This is a genomic window from Anaeromicrobium sediminis (genome assembly GCF_002270055.1).
Lineage (GTDB): Bacteria > Bacillota > Clostridia > Peptostreptococcales > Thermotaleaceae > Anaeromicrobium > Anaeromicrobium sediminis.
The window spans coordinates 139,358-158,472 of record NZ_NIBG01000007.1 but is presented as its reverse complement, the minus strand read 5'-3'; the positions used below and the strand labels follow the sequence as shown (position 1 = coordinate 158,472).

Here is a 19,115-nt window from a genome sequence, read left to right as displayed (position 1 = left end):
CATTAATATTATAGATAAGACAATACTAAAAAAATTACATAATACATAAACAATGGAGATTAGGAGTAATGGGTATATGAAAGATAAGATTGTATTTTCAAAAGATACATTTAAAGACTTTAAAGATAACTATAAAGTATATATAACTTATGAAGCTATTAATAAAGCCATAATAGCTGGGGTACTGATTCCTCTTATGACAATAATGATGAATTATTTTATGAACAAAGGGGGAATAAGTGTACTAGTAAATAGTGAAATAATTAAATTCATATATAGTCCTTATGGAGTTATATGTGTATTATTAATGTTTTTAATATCTAGCATAGGATTATTATCTGAAATTGGAGGCTTAATAGTCATATCTAAGAAACAGTATTTTAAAAAACATATTAACCCCATTGGAGCCAGTGTAAATGCATTAAAGAGGTTTCCAAAGATATTTAGTTTAGGAGGTGTATGTTTACTAATTTATTTTCTCTTGCTAACGCCCTTTTTAGGTATAGGAATTAGTACAAGTTTTATAAATGATTTGAGTATTCCATCCTTTATAGAGGACTATCTATTAGACAGTACCCTATTAACTATATGTCTTACAATACTAGTCGTGGTTGGGCTTATTATAAGTATTAAATCTATGTTTGTTCTTCATATAACCATTATTGAAAATATGAAAGTTTGGGATAGTATAAAGATCAGTTTCAAATTAGTGAAAAAGAACTTTAGGAATATAGTAAGCACAGTTATAGTATTTGAGATATTTGTAGGTATGGTTATAGGTTCAATAATTGCTTCATACGCTTTAATTTATTTTCTAATAATATATCTATTTGGAATAAAGTCCATATTTGGAGCCATAATAATAGGTTTATACACCTTTTGGGGAGCCTTTTTATTATTTTTATCCACATTTGTATTTACACCTATTCATGTATGTATGTTAACAAGGCTTTATTTTGATTTAGCATATATTAATGAAAATAATATTCCTGTAGAGGTTGATAGTTTCAACTATAATATATTATCTAAGTTTTTCAAGTTTAATAAACCAAAGCTTATTATATTTACTACATTTCTTATATTTAGTCTAGTTATTGTATATGGAGTAGTATCTATTTTAATGGAAAATATGAATAATTTGTTTAGTGTACATGTAACAGCCCATAGGGGGAGTTCTAAAATTGCTCCAGAAAATACCTTGTCAGCAATAAGGGCAGCTATAGATGAAGGCGCTAGCTTTGCGGAAATAGATGTACAAGAAACTAAGGATGGAGAAATAATACTTAGTCATGACACTAACTTAAGTAGAACAGTAGGAATAAATAAAAATATATGGGATTTATCCTATGAAGAGATGAAAAATTATGATGTGGGAAGTTGGTTTTCTAAAGAATATGAGAATGAGAGAATTCCACTTCTAAGAGATGTAATAAGGGCTAGTAAAGACAAAATAAAATTAAATATAGAAGTAAAGAGAAATGGTCATGAAAAAAAATTAATAAAATCACTTGTAAAGTTAATTGAAGAAGAAGAGTTTGTAAATGAATGTGTTATAACCTCCTTTGACTATGAAATGTTACAAGGAGTAAAAAAAAATAATCCTAATATAAAGACCGGATATGTAATGTATTTTGTTTTAGGGAATTTGGAAAAATTAAATGTGGATTTGTATAGCATGGAGGCTTCTGTAGTAACAAAAAAGGTAGTTAAAAGAATTCACATGGCTGGAAAAGAAATTCATGTGTGGACAGTGAATGATGAGACAGTGGCAGAGGAGTTAATTAATATGGGAGTGGATAATATTATTACAGATATGCCTAAGGTAATAAAAAAGGTAGTAGATAGAAAAAAAGAAGATAATTTATCTTTAAAAAGAATTATAGAAAGTATAACTCAGGGATTAATTTTAGTTCCTGAGTTTTTTTACTTACTATGAAATTATAAATTTTCAAAACTATGGATAGGTAAAAAATTAAGGGGGTGGGGGAACATCCCCTGCTCGCTTTAAAGGAAGGTGTTCAGACTGCAGTAGCATACGCCTGTGGGAACCATAGGTCGTATACCTTTTCGTTTATAGGGAATTATAGGATATAATGTTGTATAATTACATATGAAGAATTATAATGAATATATAATGTCTATAGGCCTTATGGCCCATAGAAATATTTGAAGTTTTAAGAGGAGGGGACATTTATAATGAGTAAGCTATCAAAGAATACTTCAATCAAATTTAAAATGCTTACAATTCCATTGATACTACTATTTATAGTAATGCTATCAATATCCATTGTAACTATTCAAATTACAAAAAATAAACTAATGGATCAAATGAAGTCTGATGGAATTGATTTAGCAAAACAAATATCTTATGAAATGGAAAGAAGCAGTGTTACTGTGGATATGATTAACGAAAATGTAGAAAATAGAATAAGAAATATGGGGAATTTTCTATCCAATGAAGCTAGTGAAATTAATAATGAATATTTAGTAGAAATGGCAAAATCTTTTCAAGTAGATGAAATCAATGTTACAGATGCAGATGGAAATATTATATATGCCAATCTTTCAACAAGTGTAGGAGCTGTTTTTGGCCCTGATCATATATCTTATGTTGTTTTGAGTGGTAAACAGAATGAATTAATGGAAAAAATAAGGAAAAGTAGAGAAACAAATGATTACTATAAATATGGATATGTGGAAAAGAAAAATGGGGGAATGATTCAAGTCGGAATTCTTGCAAATAATATTAATGAATTAAGAGAAAAGGCCAGTCCCCAAACATTAGTGGAGGATTTATCAAAAAAAGAAGGAATCGCCTACGCAGGACTTATTGATAAAAATTTAAAAATTATAGCCCATAGCCAAGAAGATAAAGTGAATACAACAATAGAAGATGAAGGAAGTAAAGCAGCTAACACAGGAGAAAATATTTATGTAAAGGAACTAGGAAATAACTATGATATTTCCGTACCTGTATATAAGAATAATGTACATATAGGGGCTTTAAATATTGGATTATCCATGGAAGATTTACATAAAACCATTCAAAAGATGATGATAAATATATTTATGATTGCATTGATTGCTTTTCTTATTATGGCTTTCATATTCTATAGAATTTCAAATAGTATAGTAAAAAGGGTCATGACCCTTGTAGATCAAGCGAAAATGATAGGACAGGGGCAATTAGATATAGAAATTCCTATAGAATCTAATGATGAGCTGGGAATACTTGCTTCTACCTTTAATCATATGGTAGGGAATTTAAAAAATACAATAGGTAGTATGAAAGAACAAGCATATAAAACAGAGGAAATATCATCTCAATTAACCTCTAATGCAGAAGAAATAACAGCATCATCTGAGAATATTGCAAGTTCAATTCAAGGGATCACCCAAGGAACAACTTCACAGGAAGAGAGCTTAACAGAGATTAATAACACATTATATGTATTCAGTAAAGAATTAAATGATATTATACAAGCTATAAAAGATGTGGATGGTAATTCAAAAGAGATCAATACCATGGCTGTAAAAAATAATGGGCACATGGAAAGAATGATAGACTCTGTAAGTGAAATGAGGAACTCTTTCAATGATTTTGCTCAAAAGATTTCAAAACTAGGAGAAAATATTTATCAAATAAATGAAATCACAAATATTATTAATGATATTGCAGAACAGACAAACCTATTGGCACTCAATGCTGCTATTGAAGCAGCAAGGGCTGGAGAAGAAGGAAAAGGATTTGCTGTTGTTGCTGAAGAAATTAGAAAACTAGCAGAACAAACCAAAAATTCATCTCAAAATATTAATGTATTGGTTGAAAATATTTCAAATGATACTCATGTGATTGTAGAGACTACTAATATTATGAATGGTGAGTTAGAAAATCAAGGAACTGTAATGGATGTTGTTATTGGATCCTTTAAAAACATTATAGGTGCTATAAATGAAATTATTCCTAAAATAGAAGGTGTAAATATTTCTACTAGTAATATAGAGGATGAAAAAAATACTATACTAGAAAAGGTCAAAGAATCTACTTCTATTGCAGAAGAAATTTCTGCAGCATCAGAAGAAATTGCAGCTTCTTCACAACAAATGAATGCTTCTATGGAAGAAGTATCAGCAACAGCACAAACCTTAAGTGACATGACCCTTGAAATGAAGGAACAAGTAAATGAATTTAAATTATAAAAAACTAGCTTTTAAAAGCTAGTTTTTTTACTTACTCTACAATTCTAAATTTTCACAACTGTGGGTAAGTAAAAAAACAAGGGGGTGTGGGGGAAGTATTCCCCTGCCTATTTGAAGGAAGGTGTTCAGATTGCGATAGCAATCGTCGAAGGGAACCATAGGGTTCCATAACGAAGCATACGACGTATGCATTTTTTATGCATAAAATCCTGTATAAAATGAATAAATATGCACGATATACATGAGTTTGTGCATAAAAAGTGAGTATTATACATAAAAAAAGAATTTTTATAAAAAAATAGGAAAAATTTTAAAAAAGGTATTGCATAATTATTAAATATTACGTATAATAATCCACATCAGAGAAAATAATATTTACTTTAATCATAAATAAATGGGGAGGAATAAAAAATGAAAAAGTATATAAAAATTTTAATGGCTTCATTATTAGTATTCACAATGATCTTTAGTTTAGCAGGATGCGGACAAAATAAGGAAGCGAGTAAGGAAGTAAGTAAGGTAGATCTAATAAAGGAAAAAGGAAAAATAGTACTTGGGACTAGTGCTGATTATCCACCTTATGAATTCCATAAAGAAATAAATGGAGAAGACACTATTGTAGGATTTGACATTGAAATTGCAAAGGCAATGGCAGAAGAATTAGGTGTAGAACTTGAGATTAAAGACATGAAATTTGATGGATTATTAGCAGGTCTAAAGGCTGGAAAAATAGATTTCATAGTAGCAGGTATGTCTCCAACAGAAGAGAGAAAGAAAAGTGTAGATTTTACACAAATTTACTATAAGGGTGTAAACAAGGTATTAGTAAGAGTAGAAGATAAAGATAAGTATAATACGGTAGACGATTTTAAAGGAACAAAGGTAGGAGCACAAAAGTCTTCTATCCAAGAAGACTTAGCTAAAAATGAATTGAAAGATATTGAGCTTAAATCTTTAGGAAAATTAACTAATTTAGTATTAGAACTTGAAAATAAAAAAATAGATTCCATAGTAGTATCAGAATTTGTGGCAGAAGCATATGCCAAGCAAAATCCTAAATTAGCTTTAGCTGGTATGGAATTTGGAAATGGTGAAGATGGATCAGCTATTGCCATAGATAAGGGGAATGAAGAATTAGTAAAAATAATGGATAAAGCAATTGATAAATTAAAGGAAAGTGGAAAGCTAAAAGAATTTATTATAGAAGCTATTGAATTATCAGGAGAATAGGCAATAAGGCATTTTGGCAGGATATAGCCTGACAAAATGCTTCAATTTTTCATTTGGAGGTGACCGTTTTGGAACTAGAATTTTTAGCAAAATATTATAAGTTTTATCTTTCAGGAACTAGTATAACATTATTTTTATCTTTCTTTGGAGTTATATTAGGTACTATATTAGGAGTTATATTAGCTTTACTGAAATTATCTAAATTCAAAATTTTTAACATAGAAATACTTAGTAAAATAGCATCAATTTATATTGAGGTAGTAAGGGGTACACCTTTATTTGTGCAATTATTAATGGTTTATTATGGATTACCTATAGTATTAGGAGTAGAATTGCCAGATGTATTTGCTGGTATTGTGGCAGTATCTTTAAACAGTGCAGCCTATGTGGCTGAAATAATTAGAGCTGGTATATTGTCTATAGATAAGGGTCAAATGGAAGCAGCTAGATCATTAGGAATGTCCCATTCTACGGCTATGAAATATATTATAATTCCTCAGGCGTTTAAAAATATATTACCAGCCTTAGGTAATGAGTTTGTAGTTTTAATTAAAGAATCAGCAATCGTATCTGTTGTTGGAATTCATGACTTAATGTATAATACAGAGACTATAAGAGGTATATCTTATCAGCCTTTTGCTCCACTTATTCCAGCGGCAATCATATATTTTATAATTACATTTAGCATATCTAAATTATTAGGAAAAATTGAAAGGGGGTTAAGAGCCGGTGATTCACATATCTAACCTTCACAAAAAATTTGGCAAATTACATGTATTAAAGGGAATTAATGAACATATTAAAAAGGGAGAAGTTGTGGTTGTTATAGGTCCATCAGGATCTGGAAAAAGTACTTTTTTAAGATGTTTGAACTTATTAGAACAGCCTACAGATGGAACTATCATATTTGAAGGGGATTCTATTACAGATAGTAAAAATGATATAAATAAGACTAGACAAAAAATGGGAATGGTATTTCAGCAATTTAATTTATTTCCACATATGACCGTATTAAAAAATATTACCTTAGCTCCTATGCAGCTAAAGGGAATAGATGAAAAGGAAGCTACAAAAATTGCCATGGATTTATTAGAGAGAGTTGGTCTTTCTGATAAAGCAAATGCATATCCAAATCAATTGTCTGGAGGCCAAAAGCAACGTATAGCCATAGCAAGAGCCTTAGCTATGCAACCGGATGTAATGTTATTTGATGAACCTACTTCAGCATTAGACCCAGAAATGGTAGGGGAAGTTTTAGATGTAATGAAGGAGTTGGCATCAGAGGGAATGACCATGGTAGTAGTTACTCATGAAATGGGATTTGCAAAGGAAGTTGGAGATAGGGTAATATTTATGGATGAAGGAAATATAATAGAAGAGGGAACTCCTGTAGAGTTATTTAATGATCCCAAACATGGAAGAACACAAGATTTTTTAAGAAAAGTATTGTAGATATTAAGTGCTAGTTTGGCTATAGACTAGTACTTTTTTTCAAATCCATTATTATAAGGAGGAGTATTATGTTTTTGTCTAAAAGATATTTAAATAAAAAAGGAGTAGTAATAGCTGAAATAGATGGACTGAATGAAACCTATGATGATTTAATAGATTTGAGTGTAGGAGAGCATGATATTATAACGGATGAACATGTGATGGATAGGGCCTTTTTAGATGGCAGAATAGGTCATACTAAATACACGGATCCTTTAGGCGACAAGGCCCTTATTAAGGAAGTCGTAAAATTGTATGAAAACACAAAGGAAGAAAATGTAATGGTTACGGCAGGGGCTAGCCATGGACTTTATTTAGCTCTAGAAGCTATTATAGATAAGGGAGATGAAGTAATTATATTTGAACCTGCCTTTACTGCATACAAGGATCAAATAGAATTAGTAGGTGGTAAATGTGTTTCGGTTTCCACTTATGAGGAAAATAATTTTAATATAGATACAAATGAATTATTAGAAAATATTACCCAAAAGACGAAGGCCATATTATTAAATAGTCCTAATAATCCTACAGGTGCCATATATGACAGGCACATATTAGAAAGCATTTTACAAGTTGCTAGACTACACAACATATTAGTAATATCAGATGAAGTTTATTCTGCCTTTGACTATAATAATACTTTCTCTTCATTACTAGATATAAAGGGTTATGAGGACATGAGTATGGTAGTAAATAGCTTCTCTAAAAATTACGCCATGACTGGATGGAGAGTAGGGTATGCCATAGGACCTGAATATATAATTAATTGTATGAAAAATATAAATGAAGGAGTTTGTTATACTCCGTCAAGTATATCGCAAAGGGCTGGTATATACGCCCTCAGGAATAAAGCCAGAATAGAGAATAATATAAAAGAACTATATGAAGATAGAATTGATTATGTTATAAAGAGAATAGGAGATATTAAAAATATCCACGGAGAAAAACCAGAAGGAAGTTTTTATATATTTTTAAATATTAAAAAAACAGGTTTCACATCATTTGAATTTTGTAGAAAAATTTTAAAGGAATGTCATATTAGAATGATACCAGGGAACGTATTTGGAAACTGTGGAGAAGGTTTTGTAAGGATGTGTGTAAGCAATAATCTAGATACTTTAAAGGAGTGTTTTGATAGAATAGAGAAAAAATTCTTCTAGGAAGAAAAAATGGCGAAAAAGTCATTAATTTGTAATACGATTTTCGTTGATTGTTATGGATAATATATGGTATATATACTATAGAGAGAAAAAACCATGTGCGATGGTGAATAAAATTAATCAATAAAGCTAAAAATATAAGTGTTATTATCAATATTATTCGAAAGGAAAAAAGCATTATGATTATGAGCGATGTAAAAAAATTAATTGTAGGATCAATTTTCTTTGTCCTATTATCAGGAGTAACTGTAGGGATAACAAATTTAACAAATTTATTATTCAGGTAAATAGTGGCTGTATGGCCATTATTTTTTTGTCTAGGGGCAGGGTGTTAGAAAATGTGTTAAAATTGTTTTAATATGTGTAACGGAAGGAGTTTTAATATGTCAATAAAGGAAATAAAAAAAGGTATATATTGGGTTGGTGCAGTAGATTGGAATATTAGAAATTTCCATGGACCATCCTTTCATACCCATAAGGGGACAAGCTATAACTCTTACTTAATAATGGATGAAAAAATTACGTTAGTAGACATAGTTGACAATCACTTTTCAGATAGGTTAATAGAAAATATAAAGAAAATAGTAGATCCCTCCAAAATTGATTATGTGGTAATAAATCATGTGGAGCCGGATCATTCTGGAAGTTTCCCAGAAATAATGGAGTACATACCTAATGCAAAGGTATTTTGTTCAGCAAAGGGAAAAGATGCTATGATGCATCATTATTTTGGAGAATATGAGTATGAAATAGTTAAAACTGGAGATGTAATTTCACTAGGAGAAAAGAGTATAAAATTTATTGAGGCACCACTACTTCATTGGCCTGATAGTATGTTCTCTTACATAGAAGAAGAAAAATTACTTTTACCAAATGATGCTTTTGGCCAACATATAGCCAGCACTAAACTATTTGATGATGAGCATGATTTGCCAGAATTAATGGCTGAGGCAAAGAAATATTATGCTAATATATTAATGCCTATGGGTCAAAATGTGGTAAGAAAGATAAAAGAAATAATGGATATGGGATTAGAAATAGATATGATAGCCCCAAGTCATGGGATCATATGGAGAACTAATCCAGAGAAGATAGTAGAAGAATACTTAAAATGGGGTAATTTCCAGTCAGAGAAAAAAGCTGTTATAGTATATGAAACTATGTGGAACAGTACAGAAAAAATGGCCAAGGCCTTACTAGATGGTTTAGTAAGTGAAGGTGTAGAAGTAAAACTTTATAAGGCATCCATTAGCGATGCAAATGACATAATGACAGATATATTAGATGCTAGTGCCCTATTAATAGGTTCATCTACTATAAATAATACTATGATTCCAGATATGGCCTATGTGTTAGAGGAATTAGTAGGGCTTAGACCAAAGAAAAAAGTAGGACTAGCCTTTGGTTCTTATGGTTGGGGAAAAGGTGCAGTTAGAAACATAGAAGAAAAAATGACTAAAATACAAGTAGAGTTAATAAGGGAAGGTATTGAAGTTAAATACGTACCTACAGATGAAGATTTAAAAATGTGCTATGATGCAGGGGTAGAACTAGGAAAGGAATTAGTATAAAACAGTACCATAATTAAAAGAATTATTAAAAAGAGAAATTAGGAGAAAATCCTAGTTTCTCTTTTTTTTCGAAAAATTTTCCGCCTTTGAGAATAAAGGGAAAAAGCTTAAGAGAAAATATAATTATGTTAGGAGGTAAGAATTATGAAAAATAGAAGGCTTTTTTTATTAGTTGCCCTACTGGTTTTAATTAGCTTTGTAGGATTGGATTCCCATGCTAGAACCCTTTATTGGGGAAATTCAGGAGATGATGTAAAAAGGGTACAAGAAAGACTCATAGAGTGGGGGTATTTAAGGGGAAAAGCTGATGGTGTATTTGGAAATGCTACGTATAATGCAGTAGTATATTTTCAAAAGAAAAATGGACTAAAGGCTGATGGTGTAGTAGGTACATATACCTTAAAGCAATTAGGCCTTTATAATGAATTAAGTAGGGACACGGGAATTAGTAATAAAGGTGTAAATACTATTGTTAAAAAGGCACAAGAAATATTAAAAACTAAGGGATATTACGCAGGAACTGCTGATGGTATTTATGGAGATGGTACTTATGAAGCTGTAACAAAGTTTCAAAGGGACAATGGATTGGTTGTAGATGGGTATATAGGCCCTGCCACTAGGAAAGCGTTAGGTATGGATTCCGTTCCAGCAGATAAAAACTATAAAGCATCTAATGGGGGGATTACCAATGATAATGATGTGAAACTTTTAGCTATGGTTATAAATGGAGAAGCAAGGGGAGAAATATATACGGGTAAGGTTGCTGTAGGAGCAGTAGTATTAAACAGAGTAAAACATCCATCCTTTCCAAATTCCATAGCTGGAGTAGTATATGAACCAGGAGCTTTTACTGCAGTAGATGATGGACAAATATATTTAGATCCTCAAAATGATTCTTATAAGGCTGCTAAGGATGCACTAAATGGATGGGACCCTACAGGAGGATGCATATATTATTGGAATCCTAAAACAGCTCAGAATAAGTGGATGTTATCAAAAACTCCTCTAATTACAATTGGGAATCATTCGTTTGCAAAATAGAAAGGAGGTACATAATGAAAAATAAAAATGTTGTTCCGTATGTAGTACTAAGTGGATTGTTAATAATATCTTTTTTATGGGGATATGGTCAATATAATAAAAATAGGCAATATAATATATACTTAGAAAATCAATATCAAAGAATGTTTGCAGACATGGTGGTGAATTTAGAAGATATACAGTCTAACTTGGCTAAAACTATTGTATCATCCACTTCAAATGAAAAGGTCATGTTACTGTCAGATATAAGTAATTTATCCTATGATGCTCAGGAAAAATTATGTCAATTACCAGTGGCCGGATCTCAACTATTGAAAACTCAGAAATTTTTAAGTCAAATAGGAGATTTAAGTAAAGCATTAGCTCAAAAAAATTTAAATGGAAGAATACTAAGTACGGAAGAATTAAATGTATTAGAGGAATTGCATAATTACTCTAATGAAATAACTAAAGAATTAATTGTAGCTCAAAGGTATATGGAAGATAATGGTGTAAGCTTATATGGTATGAATAGAGAGATTAATAAAGAATTAGGAGCTACTAAGGTTAATACAGATAATTTCGCTTATATGGATGAAAGAATTCAACAATATCCTACCTTAATATATGATGGACCCTTCTCAGAACATATTGGAGATAGAAACTTTCAAGTTACAGGAAAAGAAATATCTAAGGATATGGCCATAGAGAAAGCTAAATCTTTCTTTAACTACAGGAAAGCTAAAGTAGAAAGGGTAGAGGATATTAAATATATGAATGAAAAAAGTTATTTAGTAGTACTAAATAATAATGGAAATAGAATATCATCTGCTATAACAAAAAAGGGTGGACACGTAATCTGGATGCTATCTAATGAAGAAGGCTTAAAGAAAAAATTCAGCAGAGAGGAAGCTATAAAAAAAGCTAAAGATTTTTTAGATACAAAGGGAATAAAGAATATGGCCACAACTTATTATATGGAATATGATAATCAAGTCGTAGTAAACTTTGCATATGAGCAAGATAAGGTCATAATATATCCAGATTTAATAAAAGTAAAGATTTCTTTAGAAAATGGAAATGTACTAGGATATGAGAGTCAAGGATATTTGTTTAATCACAAGAATAGAGATTTAAATAAAGAAGGTTTAATAGGTGAAAAGCAGGCCATAAGTAGATTGAGTTCTAGAGGTGTGGTAGAAAGTTCTAGATTAACTGTAATTCCAACTGATGCCTATGGAGAAAAATTATGTTATGAACTTAAAGTAACTTATAAAAAAGATACCTTCTTAATATATATAAATGCATTAACAGGTATGGAAGAAAAAATATTACAAGTTATAGTAAAGGATGATGGTGTATTAGTATTATAGGATCACACTAAAAGCTCCCAGTAGGGAGCTTTTTTTAGTGCTATAAGACAACCTTGTCACCTATAAAAAGGTAAGTACATAGTATGTATTAGCAGAGTATAAGGAAGTGAGGGATGAATGTGGAAGATATGAATTTTATGGAAATGCTAGGGGAACAGATAAAGGATGACCCTCAGTTAAAAGGATTGAATAGTTTTTTGAGTTACTATGTATATGAAAGTGATGAGAATATAGAAGAAGAATTAGATTATATGATTAAAGGAATGGATAGGGTAGCTCTTAATATGTATGATAGAGATTTGACTTTAGTAAGAAGAATGAGAAATGAATATGTAACAGATGAAGTTAAAATTAGGGCTGCATATTTACAACGGAGCATAAGATCTCACATGAGAGGTTCCTTTAGAGGAAGAAGAAGAAGACCTTATAGAAATGAAGAAGAGTTAAATGAAGAAATAGATACAAGTATGTTCTCAAAATTGGCTTTTTTCTATATGTTCAGAAGTAAAACTTATTTTTTACCTCAATAAGTAAAGGAGGATATTTATGAAAGATTTAAGAAAAATGAAAAAGAAATTAGAAAAGGTGGCAAAACAATACAACGCATCTAGTAGTGATATGGCAAGCTTTAATGAAATAGCAGATAAATATAAAGATAAAAGTGAAGATGAAATAGAAAGAGAAATGATGAAAATGATAAATAAATTTTCTGCTTCAGAAAAAAACGCATTAATTAAAAAAATGAAGTTATTAAAAAGAATGGGATTATTAGACAGAGAGCAAGAAAAAAAATTAGATCATTTCATAAGGCTTATGAAAAGATAAAAGTCAATTTTAAAATTGGCTTTTATTTAAATAGTAGACAAAAGAAGGACTAAAAAATAGTTAGGATATTTTTCCTGACTATTTTTTTAGATTATTATTAAACTATGGTAAGATATAGATGTATATTAGGATAGGAGGGGTATTATGAAATTAAAGAGGTTTGTTGTAGGTAGTTTAGACACTAATGCTTATGTAATATATGATGAGGATAGTCTTAAAGGATGTATAATCGATCCAGGGGATAATGGAAAAGTAATAAGTAATTTTATAGATCAAAAAAATATTCTTTTGGAGAGTATAATATTAACCCATTGTCATTATGATCACATAGGAGCAGTAGAGTATTTACGAAATAAATATAAATCAAAAGTATATATCCATGAACTAGATGAAGATGGATTAATTTCTAGTGAAATAAATAGGTCTAAATATCATAATAAGGGAATTGAATTTAAAGGTCATATTAGGTTGAAAGAAAAAGACATTATAAACGTTGGATCTATAAATATGGAAGTAATCCATACACCAGGTCATACACCAGGGAGCATATGCCTATATATTAAAAAAGAAAAAATAATATTTACAGGAGATACCATATTTGATACGGATATAGGTAGAATGGACTTACCAGGGGGGAGTGTAAGAGACATGGCCTATTCTTTAGATAAACTGGATAAAAGATTAAATAATGATGTTACTATTTACCCAGGTCATGACATTTCAGCCACTATGGAATATGTGAGAAAGCATAATAGAGAGTTTCTAGAGTACAAAAAATAATAAAGAGGCGGTTATTTTTAGAACATTCCTTAGTGGAACTATGTAGAAGTAACCGCCCTTAATTAAATAGTACATGGATTTTTTATTGCTGCATAATCATAAAAAATGTAGCGTTGTTTTCGGTTTTAAATTTTGAGTTAAATTCTTTTTCGAAATTTTGGATTACAGATAATTGTTCCTCAGTTAAATCTGCATAGTTTAATACAGAAAGTGAATTTAAATATTCTTTATTCATGAAAAATTCCTCCTTATATATTATTTAGTGTTTCCAAGTGAGTTTAAAAATAATATATAGACTGATGGGTAAATAATAAATAAATATTAAAACTTTTCTTTTAATTATAAAAAGTAGCAAAGCAGGTAAAAATATTAAAATAGTTTAATTATAAAAGCTATGAGAAAAAAGGACGTGTTTAGTAATGGAAAATATTATAGACAGATTTTTAAAATATGTGGAATATGAAACTACATCAGATGAAAATTCAGACACTTGCCCAAGTACTAAAAGTCAGTTTGGGTTTGGTAAACTATTAAAGGGTGAATTAGAATACATAGGTCTTACAGATGTATATATGGATGAATTTGGTTATGTATATGGAACTATAGAGGCAAATACTCAAAGGGAAGTTCCTACCATTGGATTTATTGCCCATATGGATACGAGCCCTGATATGAGTGGAAAAGATGTAAAACCTCAAATTGTTAAGGATTATGATGGTGGACAAATCATATTAAATGAACAAAAAAATATTGTATTATGTCCAAAAGAATTTCCAGAACTTAAAAATTATGTGGGACAAGATATTATAACTACAGATGGAACTACTCTTTTAGGTGCAGATGATAAGGCTGGAATAGCTGAGATAGTCACTGCTATGGAATACATAATAAATACTCCTAATATAAAACATGGAAAAATAAAAGTTGCTTTTACTCCTGACGAAGAAATTGGAAGAGGAGCAGATAAATTCAATGTGGAAAAGTTTAATGCCAAATATGCATATACAATAGATGGCGGGGAAATTGGTGAATTAGAACATGAGAATTTCAACGCTGCATCTGCAAAGATTAAGATAAATGGAGTAAATGTTCATCCTGGCACTGCAAAAAATAAAATGAAGAACGCCATCCTCATAGGTATGGAATTAAATTCCATGATACCTTTAAATGAAATACCTGCTACCACAGAAAAGTATGAAGGTTTTTATCATTTAAATGATATAAAGGGAAGCGTTGAAAATGCGGAAATGTATTATATTATAAGAGATCATAGTATGGAAAAATTCAAAGAAAGAAAGAATAGAATTGAGAAAATTGTAAACTATATTAATGACAAGTATGGTGAAAATACAATTAGTTTAGAAATGAAAGATCAATATTATAACATGAGGGAAAAAATTGAACCAGTAATGGAAGTAGTGGAGATGGCTAAAATTGCTATGGACAATGTTGGTATAAAGCCTAATATAAAACCAATAAGAGGTGGCACAGACGGAGCAAGATTATCATTTATGGGATTACCTTGCCCTAATATATTCACTGGAGGTCACAATTTTCATGGAAAGTTTGAATATATTCCCGTACAGTCCATGTTAAAAGCAGTTGAGACAATAGTAAAAATTGTCCAGCTATATGAAGAGAATGTTAGATAAATAACATAAATTGTTAATTATCTATGTGATGTCTAACTTTATATTGTCTTTCTCTTTCCATACGATTTAAAGCCGAAAGGTACCTAACAGTAAGAACAATTAATATTAAGCCAATTAAACGTACTAACATTAAACATCACCTCATAGAATAAAATTTTTGTTAAAAAAATAACTAAAACTATATGTATATAATACCATACATTGGCAATTAATACAAAGGATTTTATATATTTTCTAGGAGGTATAAGCATGGATAGAGACTATGTAATTTATGCACAGAATGACATATCTAGTCCCATGAGTAGAGAAGAGGCTATAGCAAAGGTAAAGGAATATGCACATAAAGGAGTAGATGCATATATAATGTCTCGGGAAGAGGGAGAAAGAGTAAAATTTTCAAATGAATTCAACACACCTGAGTGGACTAACGAAGGTGGTTATAAAAAAGATTAGCCAATGGCTAATCTTTTTTTGACTAAAATAAATTATAATATTTAATAAAAACCTTTCATATATATATGAGTGATTATATTTTGGGAGGTTTATTTGTGTTTAAACGAATACTTGGCATAATTCTATTAATAATATTCATTACCCCTAACTTTTCATATGGAGAAGAAAAATTTGTTATTAATTTTATGGGAGATTGTACCTTAGGTTATGATACAAATTTTTCATACTATAACTCTTTTCCCCACATGTTAGATAGGGTAAATAATGATTATGGTTATTTTTTCAAGAATGTAGAGGACATATTAGATAAGGACAACTTATCTATAGTAAACCTAGAAGGAACCTTTACAGAGAGTAAAAAGAGAGCACAAAAGAAGTTTTGTTTTAAAGGAAAGGATGAATATGTGGACATATTAAAACGGGCAAGTATTGAGGTTGTTAATTTATCGAATAATCATACCTATGATTTTGGAAGGGTAGGATTTGAAGATACGGTAAAAGTATTAAATGATAATGGAATAACTTATTATGGGAATGATTATATAGCTAGTTGTTACAAAGATGAAGTAAGTATAGGAATTTTAGGATATAAGGGTTGGTCTTTAAATATAAAAAATCAGATGATAGAAGATGTAAAATCTTTAAAGAGGGAAAATGACATTGTAATAGTGACTTTTCACTGGGGAAATGAGGGGACTAATTACCCAAATAAAATACAAAAAGAACTGGGAAGGTTAGCAATAGATAATGGAGCTGACATTGTGGTGGGACATCACCCCCATGTTATTCAAGGTATAGAAAGGTACAAGGATCGATATATTGTATATAGCCTAGGAAACTTTGTATTTGGAGGAAATAGAAATCCAAGGGATAAGGATACTTTTATATTTCAAAGTATTTTTACCATAAAAGATAAGAAATTATATTGTGATGGAAAGATAATTCCTTGTAGAATATCATCTACAGATGAATATAATGATTATTGTCCAGTGATAGCTAAAGGACATGAAAAGGATAGGATATTAAATAGGATATTTAAATATAGTGAATCTCTAGAGTATGGTATAAAGAGGGATTTCATTGGAAATTAAAAAATATGTTAAGGGAATATTAAAAAATTAAAAAAGTATTTTACTAGTATAAAAAATATGATATAGTTTACGAGAATATTCTTTTAAAAGGGGTGATAGATATGGAAAAAACAGTAAGAGAGAGAGTACTTGATTATGTTTTTATTTTCATTGGATGTGCCTTAATGGCTTTTGCCATAACGTCCATATTAAAACCTAACAATTTAGTTACAGGTGGTATTACGGGAATATCAATTATAGCAGATCGAATAATTCACGTTAAGTATACCTATATTTATTATGTGCTATCCCTAGGAGTATTAGTCAGTGCATTTATATTTTTGGGAAAGAAAGATGGCAAGAGAATAATTGTTTTATCTTTGTTATATCCAATAATATTAATGGTATTTGAAGAATTTAATGTTATGTTTATAGAAAATGATTTAATACTAGCATCAATATACTATGGTGTCATATCTGGAGTAGGATGTGGGCTCGTTTTAAAGAGAGGATTCTCATTAGGAGGAACAGATACTATAGCTAAAATCTTCCATAGGAGAATACTACCCTTTGTTAGTATGAGTCAAATACTATTAGTAATAGATACTATGGTTATAGCCATATCAGCCATAGTGTATGATATGAATATTGCCCTTTATGCCATAGTAACTCAGTTCATATTTGTAAAGGCAATGGATGCTGTATTATTTGGTTTAAAGTCGAAAAAAATTAAGCTTGAAATAGTAAGTAAAGAATATGAGGAAATAATAGAATATATTTTAAATACAATGCGAAGGGGCGTAAGCACATATGATATAAAGGGTGCTTATACGGACGAAAGTAGAGTAAAGATAATATGTATATGTAGCCCACGTGATGTAATATTGATAAAGAATTTTATAGCTAAAGTTGACCCACACGCCTTTTTATACGGGGTTTCAGTAAATTCTGTATGGGGCGAAGGTGCGGATTTTGAGTCTTTAGTAGAAGAAAATATATAAAAAAGGCATACGACCTATGCTTCGCTAGGAAACCCTATGGTTTCCTTCGACGATTGCTACCGCAATCTGAGCACCTTCTTTTAAAGCGGGCAGGGGAACTCTTCCCCTACAACCCCTTATTTTTTTACCTATCCACAGTTTCTAAAAATTTATAATTTCCTAGTAAGTAAAAAAAGGGATGGCTATTAAATAATAGCCGTCCCTTTTCTCTATTCTATAGTTTCATATCTCCAAATTTTATTAAACCTGTTTTTCTCATATACTCAGATATAAAAAAGCATATTAGGGCAGGTAATATAAAATGAAGGATTCCGATTCCATATAAACTACCTTCTCCCATTGTGTCTAGTGTGGCAAACTGGCCAACTAATCCACTTGTTCCCATACCAGCTCCTATCTTATTGTTAGTCATTTTAAATACCATGGTAGATAAGGGTCCTAAAATAGCTGATGCAATTATTTGAGGAAGCCATATCCAAGGATTTTTAATTATATTAGGAACTTGTAACATGGAAGTGCCTAGTCCTTGGGAGATTAAACCTCCAACCTTATTTTCTCTGTAACTAGAAATGGCGAAACCTACCATTTGACATGCACAACCAACGGTGGCTGCTCCAGCTGCTAGGCCACTTAAACCAAGTGAAATAGACAAAGCAGCACTACTTATAGGTAAGGTGAGTATTATGCCCATAAAAACTGCTACTAATAGGCCCATTGGTAATGGATGAAGCTCTGTTAAGGTGTTTATAAAATATCCTAGATATGTCATGGATCTAGAAATAACAGGAGCTATTGTGGTAGCTATAATAGTGCCCGATATAATGGTAGTAAGTGGAATAACAATTATATCTAGCTTAGTTTTCCCACTTACTAATTTAGAAATCTCAGCACTTACTAAAGATGCTATTAAAGCACCTACTGGTTCACCTATGTGTAAAACAGGTACCGAATCAGTAAAGGTAACTGTATTAGCTCCTATGGCCCCAGTTATTATACAAGAAAAAATGCCTAAGGGGGACGCATTTAAACTATAGGCTACTCCTGCTCCTATGGCAGGTCCCATCATATACTGGCTAATTTTACCGCCTAAAACTAAAGGATATAAATTTGTAAAGGTACCTATTTGTTTTAATATAAGGCCAATTATGAGGGAGGAGAATAAACCTAAAGCCATTCCGTTTAAAACTTTTGTTATGTAATCTCTTAATTTCATTTTCATTTCTATACCTCCAAAGTATATACATGTGTCTTGTCACATGGGATTAAAAAATATTATGAATATGTACAAA

The 19,115-nt window shown here is 30.6% G+C and carries 18 protein-coding genes; 16 read left to right on the top strand and 2 right to left on the bottom strand.

Annotation, left to right across the window (positions count from 1 at the left end; all coding sequences use genetic code 11):
• Positions 1–76 precede the first annotated feature (76 nt).
• The 12 genes from CCE28_RS10090 (at position 77) to CCE28_RS10035 (ending at position 13,650) form a co-directional block, all read left to right on the top strand.
• Positions 77–1,936, top strand: coding sequence for a glycerophosphodiester phosphodiesterase (locus tag CCE28_RS10090; protein WP_176461761.1), 1,860 nt, complete (start codon positions 77–79; stop codon positions 1,934–1,936).
• A 260-nt stretch (positions 1,937–2,196) separates the two neighbouring features.
• Positions 2,197–4,200, top strand: a complete 2,004-nt coding sequence (locus tag CCE28_RS10085) for a methyl-accepting chemotaxis protein (protein ID WP_095133536.1) — start codon at positions 2,197–2,199, stop codon at positions 4,198–4,200.
• A gap of 411 nt (positions 4,201–4,611) precedes the next feature.
• Complete coding sequence (locus CCE28_RS10080; protein WP_095133534.1) at positions 4,612–5,430, top strand: transporter substrate-binding domain-containing protein; 819 nt, start codon at positions 4,612–4,614, stop codon at positions 5,428–5,430.
• A gap of 68 nt (positions 5,431–5,498) precedes the next feature.
• Positions 5,499–6,176: an amino acid ABC transporter permease gene (locus CCE28_RS10075; RefSeq protein WP_095133532.1), complete on the top strand. Its 678-nt coding sequence runs from the start codon at positions 5,499–5,501 to the stop codon at positions 6,174–6,176.
• Entirely contained in the window at positions 6,160–6,882 is a 723-nt protein-coding gene (locus tag CCE28_RS10070) for an amino acid ABC transporter ATP-binding protein (RefSeq protein ID WP_095133530.1), read from the top strand. Before CCE28_RS10075 ends, CCE28_RS10070 begins: the two co-directional genes overlap by 17 nt.
• A gap of 68 nt (positions 6,883–6,950) precedes the next feature.
• Complete coding sequence (locus tag CCE28_RS10065) at positions 6,951–8,081, top strand: aminotransferase class I/II-fold pyridoxal phosphate-dependent enzyme (RefSeq protein WP_095133528.1); 1,131 nt, start codon at positions 6,951–6,953, stop codon at positions 8,079–8,081.
• A gap of 383 nt (positions 8,082–8,464) precedes the next feature.
• A complete protein-coding gene (locus tag CCE28_RS10060; RefSeq protein ID WP_095133526.1) occupies positions 8,465–9,652 on the top strand; it encodes an FprA family A-type flavoprotein in 1,188 nt (395 codons plus the stop codon).
• 144 nt (positions 9,653–9,796) lie between these two features.
• The gene (gene sleB, locus CCE28_RS10055; RefSeq protein WP_095133524.1) at positions 9,797–10,693 is read left to right on the top strand and encodes a spore cortex-lytic enzyme; all 897 of its coding nucleotides are present in this window, start codon (positions 9,797–9,799) and stop codon (positions 10,691–10,693) included.
• 14 nt (positions 10,694–10,707) lie between these two features.
• Positions 10,708–12,045, top strand: coding sequence for a germination protein YpeB (gene ypeB / locus CCE28_RS10050; protein WP_095133522.1), 1,338 nt, complete (start codon positions 10,708–10,710; stop codon positions 12,043–12,045).
• Between the two features lie 113 nt (positions 12,046–12,158).
• Positions 12,159–12,575 (top strand): hypothetical protein, encoded by a 417-nt coding sequence (locus CCE28_RS10045; protein WP_095133520.1) that lies wholly within the window; start codon positions 12,159–12,161, stop codon positions 12,573–12,575.
• A 16-nt stretch (positions 12,576–12,591) separates the two neighbouring features.
• On the top strand, positions 12,592–12,870 hold the full coding sequence (locus CCE28_RS10040) for a hypothetical protein (RefSeq protein ID WP_095133518.1): 279 nt from the start codon (positions 12,592–12,594) through the stop codon (positions 12,868–12,870).
• 144 nt (positions 12,871–13,014) lie between these two features.
• Positions 13,015–13,650: an MBL fold metallo-hydrolase gene (locus tag CCE28_RS10035; RefSeq protein ID WP_095133517.1), complete on the top strand. Its 636-nt coding sequence runs from the start codon at positions 13,015–13,017 to the stop codon at positions 13,648–13,650.
• A gap of 82 nt (positions 13,651–13,732) precedes the next feature.
• Here the strand turns inward: CCE28_RS10035 and CCE28_RS10030 are convergent, their stop codons facing one another.
• The gene (locus CCE28_RS10030) at positions 13,733–13,885 is read right to left on the bottom strand and encodes a polynucleotide phosphorylase (RefSeq protein WP_095133515.1); all 153 of its coding nucleotides are present in this window, start codon (positions 13,883–13,885) and stop codon (positions 13,733–13,735) included.
• 184 nt (positions 13,886–14,069) lie between these two features.
• On the opposite strand from CCE28_RS10030, the gene pepT reads away from it, so the two are divergent.
• From pepT to CCE28_RS10010, 4 genes are all read left to right on the top strand, one after another.
• The gene (gene pepT / locus CCE28_RS10025) at positions 14,070–15,302 is read left to right on the top strand and encodes a peptidase T (protein WP_095133513.1); all 1,233 of its coding nucleotides are present in this window, start codon (positions 14,070–14,072) and stop codon (positions 15,300–15,302) included.
• A 249-nt stretch (positions 15,303–15,551) separates the two neighbouring features.
• Complete coding sequence (locus CCE28_RS10020) at positions 15,552–15,755, top strand: hypothetical protein (protein WP_095133511.1); 204 nt, start codon at positions 15,552–15,554, stop codon at positions 15,753–15,755.
• Between the two features lie 95 nt (positions 15,756–15,850).
• Positions 15,851–16,846, top strand: a complete 996-nt coding sequence (locus tag CCE28_RS10015) for a CapA family protein (protein WP_242972953.1) — start codon at positions 15,851–15,853, stop codon at positions 16,844–16,846.
• 101 nt (positions 16,847–16,947) lie between these two features.
• Positions 16,948–17,826, top strand: coding sequence for a YitT family protein (locus CCE28_RS10010; RefSeq protein ID WP_095133507.1), 879 nt, complete (start codon positions 16,948–16,950; stop codon positions 17,824–17,826).
• Between the two features lie 214 nt (positions 17,827–18,040).
• Here the strand turns inward: CCE28_RS10010 and CCE28_RS10005 are convergent, their stop codons facing one another.
• Positions 18,041–19,045 carry a PTS transporter subunit IIC gene (locus CCE28_RS10005; protein ID WP_330396842.1) on the bottom strand — a complete coding sequence of 335 codons (1,005 nt, stop codon included), beginning with the start codon at positions 19,043–19,045 and terminating at the stop codon, positions 18,041–18,043.
• Positions 19,046–19,115: the final 70 nt, after the last annotated feature.

Coding starts and splice junctions, on each gene's coding strand:
- CCE28_RS10090 (WP_176461761.1), top strand. CDS start 77: ATGAAAGATAAGATTGTATTTTCAAAAGATACATTTAAAGACTTTAAA.
- CCE28_RS10085 (WP_095133536.1), top strand. CDS start 2,197: ATGAGTAAGCTATCAAAGAATACTTCAATCAAATTTAAAATGCTTACA.
- CCE28_RS10080 (WP_095133534.1), top strand. CDS start 4,612: ATGAAAAAGTATATAAAAATTTTAATGGCTTCATTATTAGTATTCACA.
- CCE28_RS10065 (WP_095133528.1), top strand. CDS start 6,951: ATGTTTTTGTCTAAAAGATATTTAAATAAAAAAGGAGTAGTAATAGCT.
- CCE28_RS10060 (WP_095133526.1), top strand. CDS start 8,465: ATGTCAATAAAGGAAATAAAAAAAGGTATATATTGGGTTGGTGCAGTA.
- sleB (WP_095133524.1), top strand. CDS start 9,797: ATGAAAAATAGAAGGCTTTTTTTATTAGTTGCCCTACTGGTTTTAATT.
- ypeB (WP_095133522.1), top strand. CDS start 10,708: ATGAAAAATAAAAATGTTGTTCCGTATGTAGTACTAAGTGGATTGTTA.
- CCE28_RS10045 (WP_095133520.1), top strand. CDS start 12,159: ATGAATGTGGAAGATATGAATTTTATGGAAATGCTAGGGGAACAGATA.
- CCE28_RS10040 (WP_095133518.1), top strand. CDS start 12,592: ATGAAAGATTTAAGAAAAATGAAAAAGAAATTAGAAAAGGTGGCAAAA.
- CCE28_RS10035 (WP_095133517.1), top strand. CDS start 13,015: ATGAAATTAAAGAGGTTTGTTGTAGGTAGTTTAGACACTAATGCTTAT.
- CCE28_RS10030 (WP_095133515.1), bottom strand. CDS start 13,885: ATGAATAAAGAATATTTAAATTCACTTTCTGTATTAAACTATGCAGAT.
- pepT (WP_095133513.1), top strand. CDS start 14,070: ATGGAAAATATTATAGACAGATTTTTAAAATATGTGGAATATGAAACT.
- CCE28_RS10020 (WP_095133511.1), top strand. CDS start 15,552: ATGGATAGAGACTATGTAATTTATGCACAGAATGACATATCTAGTCCC.
- CCE28_RS10010 (WP_095133507.1), top strand. CDS start 16,948: ATGGAAAAAACAGTAAGAGAGAGAGTACTTGATTATGTTTTTATTTTC.
- CCE28_RS10005 (WP_330396842.1), bottom strand. CDS start 19,045: ATGAAAATGAAATTAAGAGATTACATAACAAAAGTTTTAAACGGAATG.